The sequence below is a fragment of the Amycolatopsis thermalba genome, assembly GCF_003385215.1.
Lineage (GTDB): Bacteria > Actinomycetota > Actinomycetes > Mycobacteriales > Pseudonocardiaceae > Amycolatopsis_E > Amycolatopsis_E thermalba.
The window spans coordinates 1-12281 of sequence record NZ_PQHW01000154.1; the positions used below are offsets into that span (position 1 = coordinate 1).

Annotated in this window: 14 protein-coding genes and 1 tRNA gene; 4 read left to right on the forward strand and 11 right to left on the reverse strand. The window is 72.9% G+C overall.

All coding sequences use genetic code 11. From position 1 onward, the window contains the following. Window positions 1–116 precede the first annotated feature (116 nt). Together D0D15_RS33740 and D0D15_RS33745 are read right to left on the reverse strand one after the other, a co-directional pair. Window positions 117–2441 (reverse strand): endonuclease/exonuclease/phosphatase family protein, encoded by a 2325-nt coding sequence (locus D0D15_RS33740; RefSeq protein WP_304528849.1) that lies wholly within the window; start codon window positions 2439–2441, stop codon window positions 117–119. A 181-nt stretch (window positions 2442–2622) separates the two neighbouring features. After that, window positions 2623–3024 carry a hypothetical protein gene (locus tag D0D15_RS33745; protein WP_094008742.1) on the reverse strand — a complete coding sequence of 134 codons (402 nt, stop codon included), beginning with the start codon at window positions 3022–3024 and terminating at the stop codon, window positions 2623–2625. A 219-nt stretch (window positions 3025–3243) separates the two neighbouring features. Between D0D15_RS33745 and D0D15_RS33750 the strand changes: the two genes are divergently transcribed. After that, on the forward strand, window positions 3244–3723 hold the full coding sequence (locus tag D0D15_RS33750) for a hypothetical protein (RefSeq protein WP_233157525.1): 480 nt from the start codon (window positions 3244–3246) through the stop codon (window positions 3721–3723). 53 nt (window positions 3724–3776) lie between these two features. On the opposite strand, the gene D0D15_RS33755 is transcribed toward D0D15_RS33750, so the two are convergent. The 4 genes from D0D15_RS33755 to D0D15_RS33770 form a co-directional block, all read right to left on the reverse strand. Then, window positions 3777–3863, reverse strand: a tRNA-Ser gene (locus D0D15_RS33755). A gap of 45 nt (window positions 3864–3908) precedes the next feature. After that, a complete protein-coding gene (locus D0D15_RS33760) occupies window positions 3909–4121 on the reverse strand; it encodes a CsbD family protein (RefSeq protein WP_094008740.1) in 213 nt (70 codons plus the stop codon). Window positions 4122–4171: 50 nt separating this feature from the next. Beyond that, window positions 4172–4624 (reverse strand): nucleoside deaminase, encoded by a 453-nt coding sequence (locus D0D15_RS33765; RefSeq protein WP_094008739.1) that lies wholly within the window; start codon window positions 4622–4624, stop codon window positions 4172–4174. 1 nt (window position 4625) lies between these two features. Further along, the gene (locus D0D15_RS33770) at window positions 4626–5108 is read right to left on the reverse strand and encodes a tRNA adenosine deaminase-associated protein (protein ID WP_115945038.1); all 483 of its coding nucleotides are present in this window, start codon (window positions 5106–5108) and stop codon (window positions 4626–4628) included. Between the two features lie 58 nt (window positions 5109–5166). Here D0D15_RS33770 and D0D15_RS33775 point away from each other — a divergent pair, with 58 nt between their 5' ends. After that, window positions 5167–6393, forward strand: a complete 1227-nt coding sequence (locus D0D15_RS33775) for a M20 metallopeptidase family protein (RefSeq protein ID WP_162830723.1) — start codon at window positions 5167–5169, stop codon at window positions 6391–6393. A gap of 21 nt (window positions 6394–6414) precedes the next feature. Further along, entirely contained in the window at window positions 6415–7368 is a 954-nt protein-coding gene (locus D0D15_RS33780; protein ID WP_094008736.1) for a prephenate dehydrogenase, read from the forward strand. Window positions 7369–7371: 3 nt separating this feature from the next. Here the strand turns inward: D0D15_RS33780 and D0D15_RS37725 are convergent, their stop codons facing one another. Further along, a complete protein-coding gene (locus tag D0D15_RS37725; RefSeq protein WP_094008735.1) occupies window positions 7372–7698 on the reverse strand; it encodes an antitoxin in 327 nt (108 codons plus the stop codon). Between the two features lie 91 nt (window positions 7699–7789). On the opposite strand from D0D15_RS37725, the gene D0D15_RS33790 reads away from it, so the two are divergent. Then, window positions 7790–8230 carry an SRPBCC family protein gene (locus D0D15_RS33790; RefSeq protein ID WP_094008734.1) on the forward strand — a complete coding sequence of 147 codons (441 nt, stop codon included), beginning with the start codon at window positions 7790–7792 and terminating at the stop codon, window positions 8228–8230. Here D0D15_RS33790 and D0D15_RS33795 read toward each other — a convergent pair. From D0D15_RS33795 to D0D15_RS37665, 4 genes are all read right to left on the reverse strand, one after another. Continuing rightward, entirely contained in the window at window positions 8227–10614 is a 2388-nt protein-coding gene (locus D0D15_RS33795; protein WP_369806852.1) for a CHAT domain-containing protein, read from the reverse strand. The two genes, D0D15_RS33790 and D0D15_RS33795, sit on opposite strands and share 4 nt — an antisense overlap. A gap of 244 nt (window positions 10615–10858) precedes the next feature. Then, complete coding sequence (locus tag D0D15_RS33800; protein ID WP_094008733.1) at window positions 10859–11344, reverse strand: hypothetical protein; 486 nt, start codon at window positions 11342–11344, stop codon at window positions 10859–10861. Further along, window positions 11341–11946, reverse strand: coding sequence for an RNA polymerase sigma factor (locus D0D15_RS33805; RefSeq protein WP_162830724.1), 606 nt, complete (start codon window positions 11944–11946; stop codon window positions 11341–11343). The genes D0D15_RS33800 and D0D15_RS33805 overlap by 4 nt, the downstream gene beginning before the upstream one ends. Before the next feature lie 104 nt (window positions 11947–12050). Beyond that, a complete protein-coding gene (locus D0D15_RS37665) occupies window positions 12051–12182 on the reverse strand; it encodes a hypothetical protein (protein ID WP_279630588.1) in 132 nt (43 codons plus the stop codon). Between the last annotated feature and the right edge of the window lie 99 nt (window positions 12183–12281).

The window sequence follows — 12281 nt, forward strand, 5'->3', positions numbered from 1 at the left end:
CCACCAGCCAACGGCCGGCCGAACAACCCACCGCCCACCGCCGCCACCCACCCCCGCGGCGAGCCAAAGCGACCACACCACCGACCGCCGCCGAAGTGGCGGCGGTCGGCGCCGTGTCAGCGGGTCGGGCGGTAGCGGATGATCTGCGGGTCGTGGTCGCTCGCCTGCTCGGCGAACTCCGCGTTGATGTGCACCACGTCGTAGTCGACCCACCGCAGCGCCCGCGACGTCAGGATGTGGTCCAGCACCTGCGAGTTGCCCTCGTAGACGTAGCTGTACCTCTCGTCGGCGGGCAGCCGGTCGATCTGGTCGGTCAGCGCGCCACCCGCGGTGAGCGTCCGCAGCGCGGGCGAGAACTGGTAGTCGTTCAGGTCGCCGGCCACGATGACGTCCGCCCACGGGTCCGCCGCCAGCAGCTGGTCGACGAACCCGCGCAGCACCTGCGCCTGCTGCCCGCGCTGCACCTCCGAACTCCGCGCCGGCGGCTGGTAGCGGCCGTGCGTCGGCTGGTCGCCGCCCTTGGAGTTGAAGTGGTTGGCGATCACGAAGACCGTGTGGCCGTGGAACACGAACTCCCCGGCCAGCGGCTTGCGGCTGTTCGCCCACGCCGCGTTGCCCGGATCCACCCGGCCCGGTGACACGGACAGGTGCGGCTTGCCGCGCTCCCGCACCACGGACACCGCGGTGGTCGCGTCGCCACCAGGGCGGTCCACGAACGACACCCGGCGCGGGTTGAACAGGAACCCGACCCGGATGTTGCCGCCCGGCTCGCCGCCGTCCATCCCCTCCCGCGGGTCGATCTGCCGCCACTCGTAGCGCGGGCCGCCCGCGGCGACGATCGCGTCGGTGAACCGCCGCAACGTCTGGTCCGCGGCCACCACGCCGTCGCCCTCGCCCTCGGCACCGTTGTTGTCCTGGATCTCCTCCAGCGTCACGATGTCCGGTGACGCGAGGCTGTCCACGATCCCGTGCGCCAGCTGGTCGAACTTCTCCTGATCGTCCACAGCGGACAGGTTCTCGACGTTGTAGGTCGCCACGGCCAGCTCGCTGGGCGACTGCCTGCGCGTCACCTCACGCTGGATGCCACCGTCCTTGACCTCGCCCAGCACGGTGGCCTGCAGCGTGTACCCGCCGAAGCTGTCGTACTCCACCGGGCCCGAGGTCGGACCGGCGAGCGTGTCACCCGTGTCGGCCTGTGGGAACGGCCGCTGCGCGAACGGGATCAGCGACTCGATCTTGAGGATCCCGGTGTTCGGCGTGTCGTATCCGGTGTAGACGGTGCCGCCGCGGTCGGTCCGGTTCTCCCGCGGCTTGGTGGTCACGTAGATCTCGTTGTACTCGGTGGACGGACCGACGACGCCGGCGTCCAGCACGCTGACGACCTCGCCCTCGTGCGACTCCCAGAAGTCCAGCGAGTACTTCGCCGGCTCCAGCGGCAGGCCCTCGATGTTGCCACCGGGCTGGGGCGCGAGCGAGCCGGGCACGGTGGCCGGCGTGATCGGGGTGGCCGCGGGCAGCGGGTTGCCGCTCGACTGAACGGTCCACTTCGGACCGGTGATCTCGGTGGTGGACTGGTAGGTCGAGTTCGCGCGGCCGTCCGGGTAGTACTCGGTGACGGTGCCGGAGACCGTGACGGCGTCGCCGACTGCCACCGCGGGCGTGGTCGAGCCGGTGAACACCAGCACGCCCTCGCTGGTGCGCGGGTCGGCGTCGGGCCGCGGGTCGGTCATCCAGAAACCGCGCGCGGAGCCGAAGGTGCGCAGCGCGGTGACGATGCCGGTCACGCCGGTGACCTTCTTGCCGGCCAGCGGCGAGAGCCGGGTGGTGCCCTGGATGTCGTGGATCTTGGCCGGGGTGCCGCCCGCGTCGCCGCCGGAGGTCTCGCCCTTCGTGTTGACCGGGGTCGGCGTGCCGGTGGTGAAGTCGGTGGCGTTGTCGTCGGTGTCGGTCAGCGTGGCGCGGGCGGCCGAGGTGGTGTTGCTCGGCGCCGCCGTCGGGCTGCCTTCGCGGACGGTCGCCGAGCCGTAGCCGACGAGGTCGCGGACGCGCGGATCGGCGGCGCAGTCGGCGGTGGTGAGGCAGGTCAGCGCGGTGGTGCCCTGGACGAGGGCGACGGTGCCGGAGGTCGCGGACATCGCGATCGACCCGGCCGCGTCGGCGGCGGGCAGCGAGACCGCGCCACCCGATCCGGTGGCCTCGGCGACCAGGTACCGGCCGCCCGGCGCGACCGAACCGGTCAGCGCGGTGACCTGCCACCGGCTCGACGCGCTCGGCGAGCCGGGCAGGTACTGCACGCTCCAGCCGTCCAGCGCCGCGCTGCCGCCCGCGGTGGCGATCTCGATGAAGTCGCTGGTCAGCGTGGCCCCGCTGTTGCCACCGCCGCCGTAGACCTCGGCGATCACGAGATCCGCGCTGGCCGCCGACGCCGGTGCGACGGCCACGGTCACACCGGCGAGAGCGGCAGCGGCGAGCACACCGATTCTTCGACTGGTCGTCACCCTGAGTCCCCTCGTCTGATCATCAGTCGAGGCATCTTCCCTCGATGAGGTGAGACGAAGGAAGACTCAGCGGCAACAACCGGTAACGGTTCGTCCACCCGGCCTACGACCGACGGCGGGTGCCTCAGTGGTCGTTGGTGTACGAGCTCTTGGTGGCCCAACCGGTGCTTTCGCCCTTGTAGTACAGCTCGATGTACGCGCCCTCCGGCAGGTTGTAGGCACCACCGTCCTTCGCCGAGTGCATCACGCAGGTAGCGAAGCCGCCGTTGGCGACGGCCTCGTAGCGCCACCCACCGTTGGCCCAGACGTTGACCTGCGCGCTGGAACCGTTGGCCGCGCTGTCGCAGACGGAGATGCGGTCGCCGTACTCCTCGACGTACACGGTGACACCGGGAGCCGTGAAGGTGTGGTCCCAGCCGTCGCCGGGTGGGTCGGGCATGGCGGCGGCGGTGCCGGCGGGAACCAGCGCCGCGACGGCCGCCACAGCCGCCGCGGCGGACAGAGTGCGGATGTTGAGCAGTCTCATCGAGTACCCCCAGAAGACTTGATCGGCAAGAAGCTGAAGTTACGACCGGGTGCTGGCCGATCCCAGGCACCTCCCGCGGGCGTTCCCGCAGGCGACGGGCGGCCGGTACGGGCAGCCTGCGGGCCCCGGACGAGGGAACCGGACCACCCGTCCGCGTGAGCGGGCCACCACCGGCCACCCGCCGAGCCGAAACTGGGTTTCCCAACGAAAGGCAGGCACATGAGGCGGATGATCGGCACCCTCGCGGGCGCGCTCGCCGTCGCGGCCCTCGCCGCGGCTCCGGCGTACGCGGACAACGGCCACTTCGTCACCGGCGGTGGCAACGCGGCGGTGTGCACCGACACCGGGACCCGGTTCGAATGCGCCGGCAAGGTGGCCGGCCTGGGCGGCACGACCTTCGAGATCACCGCCACCGCCACCGGCACCGCGAAGGTCGAGTGCGTGAACCCGGCCGGCGTTCTCGTGACCGGTCAGGACACCGAGGTCGAGATCACCGCGACGAGCGGGCGGCAGCAGACCCCGCACAACGGGCAGTACACCTTCGCCCTCACGAGCAAACCGACCGGGGTCCCGGTCGTGCCGGCGTGCCCGAACCCGCTCTGGACGGCCAAGCTGCTCGATGTGACCTTCACCACCGCGACGCTGACCCTCGCCGTGGAGGGCGCCACCGCGGAGGAGATCACGGTCGACGTCGGGTAGCGGAAACGACGAACGCCGGGCCTCCCTGGCGGGAAACCCGGCGTTCGATCCGGCGGTAGCGGTGGGATTTGAACCCACGGACGGGGTCAACCGTCACACGATTTCGAGTCGTGCTCCTTCGGCCGCTCGGACACGCTACCGCCGACTAGGTTACTAGACGCCCACGAGCGGCTTGCAGGCACTCCTCACCTGGTGCGGAAGCGGCGCTGCGCGTCCCGCGCGGCGGTGGCCGCCCAGTCCGCGACCTCGGTGGTCGTCTCGCGCACGACACCGCGGATCCGCTCGGCACGACCGGCCGTCTGGTGACGGCGGTTGCCGGTGAGGCGGCCGAACAGCTCACGCGCCCCGCCCTTGGCCTGACGGGACCGGCTCGTCATCCGGTTCTTCACGACGTTCATCGACCCTCCTTCGACGCGGTCGACAACGGGCTACCCCACCTCGCGCGGCGTCACACGTCCCGGTGACCGGCGAAGAAATCGGCCAGCAACGCGGCGCACTCGGCCTCCAGGACCCCGCCGCGCACCTCCGGCCGGTGGTTGAGCCGCCGGTCGCGCACCACGTCCCACAGCGATCCGACCGCGCCGGTACGCGGCTCCCAGGCCCCGAACACCACCCGGGCCACGCGCGCAAGCACCAGCGCGCCCGCGCACATCGTGCAGGGCTCGACCGTCACCGCGAGCGTGCAGCCGTCCAGCCGCCAGCCGTCGCCGAACTCCCGGGCGGCCGCCCGCAGCGCCAGGACCTCGGCGTGCGCGGTCGGGTCGCCCAGCTCCTCGCGGGCGTTGTGGGCGCGGGCGAGCAGGCGGCCGTCGGGCGCGAACACCGCGGCGCCGATCGGCACGTCCGGGCCGGCCTCCCGCGCCGCGGCCAGCGCCGCGGACACCAGGTCGGCGTCGGACACGTCAGATCTCGTCGAGCAGCGCGGTGAACTCGCCGCCGAACCCGCAGCGCTGCGCGATCATCTGCAGCTGCTCGTCCGGGTAGAGGTCGACCTCGCCGGCGATCACCTCGAGCTCGGGCCCGGGCAGGCCGACGTCGGCGAGGATGTCGAGGTCGCCCTCGGGCCAGATCGAGTCGTCCTCCTCGTCCGGCGGCGCGACCCGCAGCACGTCGAGCACGTCGGCGGCGATGTCGTAGTCCAGCGCCGCCGCCGCGTCCGAGAGCAGCAGGGACGGTCCGCGCGGGCTCGGCCGCACGATCACGAAGAACTCGTCGTCCACCGCGAGCAGGCCGAACACGGCCCCGGTGGACCGCAACTTGGCCAGCTCGGTGATGGCGGCGTCCAACCCCGTGAGCGCACCGGCGTCGAGCGCGCTGCAGCGCCACTTGCCGTCCTCACGGACCACGGCGACCGCGAATCCCGCAACCGGCTCCTTCACCGACATAGCGCACACCGTATACCTGGACGGATCATCGGTGCAGTCGCTCTGCGAGGATCGGATGATGACGGGACCCACCGAGTTGCCCCCATTGCCGGACACCCGGCTCGCCGCGTTGCTCTCCGAAGCCGAGGCTCTGCAACCGGCCACCGTCGCGCTGCGCCGCGAGATCCACCGCAGGCCCGAGCAGGGCCTCCACCTGCCGCACACCCAGGCCGCCGTCCGGCGCGCGCTGGACGGCCTGCCGCTGGAGATCGTCGACGGGAAGTCGACCTCCGCCCTGACCGCCGTGCTGCGTGGTGAGGAGGACGGACCTGCGGTGCTGCTGCGCGGCGACATGGACGCGCTGCCGCTGCAGGAGGACACCGGGCTGGAATTCGCCTCCGAAGTGGACGGGACGATGCACGCGTGCGGCCACGACGGCCACACCGCGATGCTCGCCTCCGCGGCACGGCTGCTCGCCGCCCACCGCCACGAGCTGGCCGGATCCGTCGTGTTCATGTTCCAGCCGGGTGAGGAGGGCTACCACGGCGCGCGGCACATGATCCACGAAGGCGTGCTCGACGCGGCCGGTTCGCGGGTCGAGCGGGCCTTCGGCATCCACCTGCTCTCCCACGTCGAATCCGGCCTGATCAGCACGCGTCCCGGGCCGCTGATGGCGTCGAACGACACGTTCACGATCCTGGTCACCGGCAAGGGCGGGCACGGTTCGAGCCCGCACAACGCGATCGACCCGGTGCCCGCGGCCGCGGCGATGGTCGGCGCGCTGCAGACGATGGTGACGCGGCGGATCAGCGTGTTCGACCCGGCCGTGGTGTCGGTGACCCGCATCCAGGCGGGCACCACGACCAACATCATCCCGGAGACCGCGGAGGTCGCGGGCACGATCCGGACGCTGTCCGAGTCCACCCGCGCGCTGGTCAAGGCGGAGCTGCCGAAGGTGTGCGAGGCGGTCGGCGAGGCGCACGGCTGCCGCGTGCTGGTCGACATCGAGCCCGGCTACCCGGTGACCGTGAACGACCCGGACCAGGCGCTGCGCGTGCTGGACCTCGCCCAGCGCGTGCTCGGCCGGTCGGAGCTGATGCCCGATTCGATCATGGGTGCCGAGGACTTCTCCTATGTGCTGCAACGGGTTCCGGGCGCGTTCGCGTTCCTCGGCGCGTGCCCGCCCGACCTCGACCCGGCGGAGGCGCCGACCAACCACTCCAACCGCGTGCGTCACGATGAAGGCGCTTTCCCGAAGGGTGTCGCGATGTACGCGGCCTTCGCGCTCGACGCCCTGGCAGGATGACGCCCCGTGCGAGACGTATGCGTGATCGGGCTCGGGTTGATCGGCGGCTCGGTGCTGCGCGCGGCCGCGGCGGTGGGGCGCGAGGTGTGGGGCGCGACGACTTCGGCCGCCGACGCCGAGGCCGCGGCCGCTGACGGCTTCGACGCCTCGACCGACGTGGAGGCCGCACTGCGGCGAGCCGCCGACCGGGACGCGCTGGTGGTGCTGGCGGTTCCGCTCACCGCCGTCGAGGAGGTGCTGCGGACCGTCAACGTGTGCGCGCCGACGTGCCTGCTCACCGACGTGACCAGCGTGAAGACGGGCGTGCTGACGGCCGCCCGCGCGTTCGCGCCGGAGGCCCGGTTCGTCGGCGGCCACCCGATGGCGGGCACCGCGGAGTCCGGCTGGCGCGCGGGCAACGCGGCGCTGTTCGGTGGCGCGGCCTGGGTGGTGTGCGTCGAGGACGACACCGATCTGACGGCGTGGGCCGAGGTCGCCCGGCTGGCGATCGACCTCGGTTCGCACGTGGTGCCGCTGACCGCGGCGACGCACGACGAGGCCGTGGCCCGGATCTCCCACCTGCCGCACCTGCTCGCCGCCGTGCTCGCGGCCGTCGGAGCGGACGGCGGGCCGGTCGCGATGGCACTGGCCGCCGGCTCCTACACCGACGGCACCCGCGTGGCCGCCACCCGCCCGGAGCTGGTCCGGGCGATGACCGAGGGCAACCGCGAGGCGCTGCTGCCGGTGCTCGACGAGGCACTCGGCCGGCTCGGCGCCATGCGCGGGTCACTGGCCTCGACCGGCGGCCTCGCGGTCAGCATCAACTCGGGTCACGAAGGCGCGCAAGCGCTTGCGGCCGCCAGGCAGGCCACACTGTCGGGCGTCCGCGTCGCGCTGGGTGCACCGGACGCCCGGGACGGCCTGCGCGCGCTCGGCGAACGCGGCGGCCGCATCACCGCTCTCGCCGACGACACCGCCATCGGCGAGGTGCCGTAACGGTTACGGCTGGGTCGGTCCCGGCTGGGTCGGTCCGGGCTGCGTCGGTCCGGGCTGGGTCGGTCCGGTGGGTCCGCTCTGGGGACCGGCCGGACCGGGTCCGCCCTGCGGGCCGGCCGGGCCGGGGCCGGCTTCGCCGTCACCGCCGCCGGACTGCTTGTGCAGCAAGTCCTTCGCCTTCGACGTGACGTTGTCGATCTTGCCGGAGTGCTGGCCGAACTTCGACTTGGCGAACCCGCTCGCCTTGTCGAGTCCGTGCTCGATCTTGTCGGCGTTCTGGCCGAGCGCCTGCTGCGCCTTCTTCTTGATCTCGTTGAAGTTGATGCCCATGAACCAATGAAACCCCAAGGTCAGCGCCCCCGCATCCGGTAAGCCCCTGGTTTACTGCTCGGTAACCCCTACCCGAGCGGAAAGGTCACCGATGCCCGCCAGGACGTTCACCTTCGAGGTCACCCGCACCAGCAGCGCCCCGCCCGCGACCCTGTTCCGGCTGGAAACCGACGGCGCGCGCTGGTCCGAGTGGGCGAAACCGCTCATCGTCGTGTCCCGCTGGGACCGGTGGGCCGATCCGGTCGGCGGGGTGGGCGCCATCCGGAAGGTGGGCGCGTGGCCGCTGCTGACGCGCGAGGAGACGGTCGAGTACGAGCCGGACCGGCGCCACGTCTACACGCTCGTCGAGCCCGCGCCGGTGCGGGACTACCGCGCCGAGGTGCTGTTCGAGCCGCACGGCACCGGCACGCGGCTGACCTGGCGCGGCTCGTTCCGGGAGAAGGTGCCGGGCAGCGGGCCGGTCGTGCGCGCCGCGCTGGCGGGGGCGATCAGGTTCCTGTCCGCGAAGCTGGTGAAGGCCGCCGAGCGCTAGCCCGCGCCCAGGCAGAGGAAGGGGCGGCGGAGCGGATCCGCGGCGGTCGCGTGCGCCAGGGCCAGCGCCGGGGAGATGCCGGACGCGAGCCGCTGGTGCAGGTCGGTCATCGCCTCCGCCGCCGCCCGGTCGCCGACCCGCGCGATCGCGCCGACGATCGTGCGGGACCCGCTCGCCAGCAGCGCGCCGGCGAATCCCAGCGCCTCCTCGCCCGGCCGGATGTGGCTCATGGCCAGCTCGCACGCGGCCAGCACCACCCGGTCCGGCGGGCGCCGCAGCTGCGCGGTCTCGTGCGCGAACAGCGGCCCGTCGACCAGTTCCAGCCGCGAGAACAAGGCGTTCGCCGGCTCGTGCGCGCCGTGCGCGACCAGGTGCGCGAGGCCGGACCCGTCGAGCGCCGCCAGCACCGCGGAACTGGTCGCCGCCGGACCGTCGACCAGCGTCGCCGACGGGTAGACCGCCCGCAGCTGCTTCACCTCGCCGATCGCGCCGGGCACGTCCGGCCCGCCGACCAGCACGACCGGGTCGATCGGCTCCCGGCGCATCGCGCTCACCCACGCCGTGGCCGACGGCGCGATCGACAGCGGACGCCCGCGCAACGACGGCAGGGCCGACCACGGCAGCGCGTACAACTGGCCGGTCGGCACGATCACCAGTTCGCGGTCGCCGATCGCGTCCGCGAGCGGCCGGACGACCCGCTCGTCGAGCAGGCGGGCCCGCTTCTCCGCGGACGCGGTGACGGCCGCGACCAGTGGCAGCGGGAGGTGGTCCGGGGCCAGCGCGTTCAGGTCGGCGTGCAACTGCTTGGTGATCTCGACGACCTCGTCCAGGCCGCCGAGCCGGACCAGCCGGAACCGGCCGTCCCGCACGATCACCGCGGACAGCTCGCCGTCCTGGCCGATCAGGCTCACCAGCACGCGTTCGCCCAGCTCGGCGGCGACTTCTTCGGGTGAGCAGACCGGGCGGGGACGGCCCCACGGGCTGGTGTACCAGCCGAGACGGCCCGCCTCCCGCTGCAGCCGGGCGTAGCGCTGCTCCAGCGCCGTCACCGGCCTGCCCTCCAGGCGGTTCTGCTGCGCCAGCCGCTGCACCTGCCGCATCTCGGTGATCAGCCGGGCGAGCACCGGATCGTCGATCGCGGGCAGTGGTTCGTAGCGGTAGACCTGCGCGCGGGTCCGCTCCTGCCAGGCGAACAGCCGGCGCGCCCCGGCGTGGCCGCGGGTCGTGCCGAGCACGAGACCGACCGCGAGCCGGCCCAGTTCCTGGCCGTGCACCGCGGTCCCGCACACCAGGTCCAGCCCGCCCATCCGGTCGCGAACCCGGCTCAGCTCGTCCAGCCCGGCCCGCGCCTGCGCCAGCGCGGCCCGGGGACGGCCGGTCGCCACCGCGAGTTCGGCCCGGCACAACCGCAGCAGCATGACGTGGTCGATGGGGGTGGTGCGGCGCGGTCGCGGAACCCGCGCCAGCAGCTCGCCCGCCGCCGTGACCTCGCCCCGGCGCAGCAGCAGCCGCACCGCGAGCAGCCGCGCGAGCGCCGCCTCGTCCCGCAGCCCCAGTTCGCCCAGGCGGTCGGCGTGCGCGGCGAGGCCCGCGGCGAGCCGCGCCGGGGGACGGCCAGAGCCGCCGAGGACCTCCGTCGCGTCGGCGCGCAGCCGGGTCAGCGCGGCGACCGCGGCCCAGCGTTCGTTGCCGCGCCGGAGGAACCGGTGCCGGGCGAGCTCGGCCAGCTTGCGCGCCCGGCGGTGGTCGTTGTCGAGGATCGCGGCCGCCGCGCGAGCGACCTCGGCTTCGGCGATGTCCTGCACGTTGCGGCTGGCGCGCAGCTCGGGCAGGACCTCGTCGAGGTGCCGGGCCGCGTCCTCGGCCAGCCCGGCGACGAGCAGGGCCCTGGCCTGGTCGACCCGCAACCGGGCCAGCCATCCGGGAGCGGCGTCCTGGTAGATCCGCGCCGCCTGCTCGTAGTGCCGGAGTGCGCCGGGGATGTCGCCGAGGAGCTGCCCCTGTTCCCCCAGCAGGTGCCGGACCTTGCCCTCCAGGCGGGTCAGCCCGTGCTCGGTGGCCAGCTCGAGGCAGCGCCGCAGGTCCGCCAGTGCCGCGTCCGGTCGCTGCATCTCGACGTGGATGTTGGCCCGGTTCATCAGGTTGCGGGTGAGGGACAGCCCGTTGTCGTCGGCCTCGGCCTCCAGCATCGGCAGGATCTCGTCGAACAGGGCCAGCGCCTCGGACAGGCGGCCGACGCGGCCCAGCACCAGCGCGCGCTGGGCGCCGACCAGCGCGCGCAGGACCCGCTGGGGTGGTCCGCACGGCAGGCGCTCGGTCAGCAGCAGCGCCTCGTCCAGGTGGCGCAGGCCGTCGGCGGCCGATCCGGTTTCCGCCTCGGACATCGCGAGGCCCAGCAGGACCCGGGCCCGCAGCGTGATCCACTCGACGTCGTCGGGGCCCGTCGCCAGCACCCGCAGCGCCCGGTTGAACAAGCGGACCGCTTCGACGTTGCGGAAGTTGCCCGCGGCGTCGGCGGCCCGGCCGCGCAGCTCCGATGCCCGGTCCAGCGCACGCCGGAGATCACGCAGAGCCGCCACGCGGTCTATCTGAGCACATCCCGGGATCAGTTGGGGCGGCCGGTCGAACTCAGAGCACGACCGCGGGCGTGACGACGGTGCGGCGGCTGCTGGCCCCACCCACCGAGATCACGATCTGGGTCGTCCCGCGCGGCACCTCGTCGAGCACGAACCGCCCGCCCTCGTCGGCCACCGTCGACGACGAACCGTGCTCGGCCACCCGCACCTCGACCCCGTGCGCGGCGGCGGGCACCAGCCAGCCGTCGATGCGGTGGCAGTGCCCCACCCTGGTCAGGTTGATCATCACCGTGAGGTCGCTGACCGTGAACGTGATCGTGCCCTCGTCGGTGATGCTGCGGACGCCGGCCAGCGCCGGATCGGCCCGCTCCCACTGGGCGATCTCGAAGTCGAGGTTCTCCAGCTCGAGGGCGAACTGCACGCGCTCGACCAGTCCCTCGGGCGGCGGGTCGACGGCGGCCAGCACCCGCCCCAGATCGGCCAGGAGCGCTTCGTCGTCGGGGTGGGCCCCACCCCCCGGCACGCCGATGTCGTTCATGCGCTGCCCCCTTCGATGTCCAGCAGTTCGCGCATCGTCTTCAGGCAGCGGCCGCGGTTGGGCCCGATGCTGCCGCGCGGCATCTGCAGCGCTTCCGCGACGAGCCGGTACTCGGCTCGGCCGGCCAGCACGGTGAGCCGCAGCAGCTCCTGGCACCGCTGCGGGAGTTTGCGGAAGGCGTGCCACAGCCGCTGGTCGCGCTCGCTGCGCAGCACCTCCGCCTCGGGCGCGGGTTCGGTGCTCGCCACGGTCTCGGCCAGCTCGTCGGTCAGCGGCACCGGCGGCGGTTTCCGGCCGCGGACGCGCTGCGACTCGTGCCGTGCGGTGACGACCAGCCAGCCGGCCAGCGCTTTCGGTTCGCGCAGCCGGTCGAGGTGGCTGACCAGCGCCAGCCACACGGTCTGGACCACGTCCTCGGCCGAATGGGTGTCCAGCCCCTGTCCGCGCGCCACGTTCCACACCAGCGGGGTCAGCTCGGCGACCAGGCGGTTCAGGGCTTTTCTGTTGCCCGCGCGGGCAGCCTCCAGGCACGCCTCGAACAGCTCCGGTCCGCGGAGTCCCTCCCAGGACGGGTCCGCCTCGGCGGTCCTCGCTTCGGTCACCGCGTTCGCCCCCACTTCGCGTGGTACTCCTCGGGTCAGCGCTTGGCAGTATCTCCGGCCCTGTCACCGTGCAGAGGACGAAGGCCGAAGCCGGATACACAACATCACTCGTTCGGAGTAGTCACGAGGAGCACGAACGTGACGGAGCGGCGCGGCTCCACCTCCCACGGCCGCGCCAGCTCCGCCCGGAGCAGGTGCCGGCCGGCCCCGACGACGTCGAGTGCCAGCCGGCGCACGCCCCCCTCCTCCCTGTCTATTTTATACATCACCGAGCCCACGAAGACAAGAAACGCTCCGTCAGACGTCTATTATTTGTATAAAAAAAAAACATCTAC

What these genes read in the sequence shown, in the direction of transcription:
- D0D15_RS33745 (WP_094008742.1), bottom strand. Translation starts at nt 3,024, where the DNA reads ATGAGACTGCTCAACATCCGCACTCTGTCCGCCGCGGCGGCTGTGGCG.
- D0D15_RS33750 (WP_233157525.1), top strand. Translation starts at nt 3,244, where the DNA reads ATGAGGCGGATGATCGGCACCCTCGCGGGCGCGCTCGCCGTCGCGGCC.
- D0D15_RS33760 (WP_094008740.1), bottom strand. Translation starts at nt 4,121, where the DNA reads ATGAACGTCGTGAAGAACCGGATGACGAGCCGGTCCCGTCAGGCCAAG.
- D0D15_RS33770 (WP_115945038.1), bottom strand. Translation starts at nt 5,108, where the DNA reads ATGTCGGTGAAGGAGCCGGTTGCGGGATTCGCGGTCGCCGTGGTCCGT.
- D0D15_RS33775 (WP_162830723.1), top strand. Translation starts at nt 5,167, where the DNA reads ATGACGGGACCCACCGAGTTGCCCCCATTGCCGGACACCCGGCTCGCC.
- D0D15_RS37725 (WP_094008735.1), bottom strand. Translation starts at nt 7,698, where the DNA reads ATGGGCATCAACTTCAACGAGATCAAGAAGAAGGCGCAGCAGGCGCTC.
- D0D15_RS33790 (WP_094008734.1), top strand. Translation starts at nt 7,790, where the DNA reads ATGCCCGCCAGGACGTTCACCTTCGAGGTCACCCGCACCAGCAGCGCC.
- D0D15_RS33795 (WP_369806852.1), bottom strand. Translation starts at nt 10,614, where the DNA reads ATGTCCGAGGCGGAAACCGGATCGGCCGCCGACGGCCTGCGCCACCTG.
- D0D15_RS33800 (WP_094008733.1), bottom strand. Translation starts at nt 11,344, where the DNA reads ATGAACGACATCGGCGTGCCGGGGGGTGGGGCCCACCCCGACGACGAA.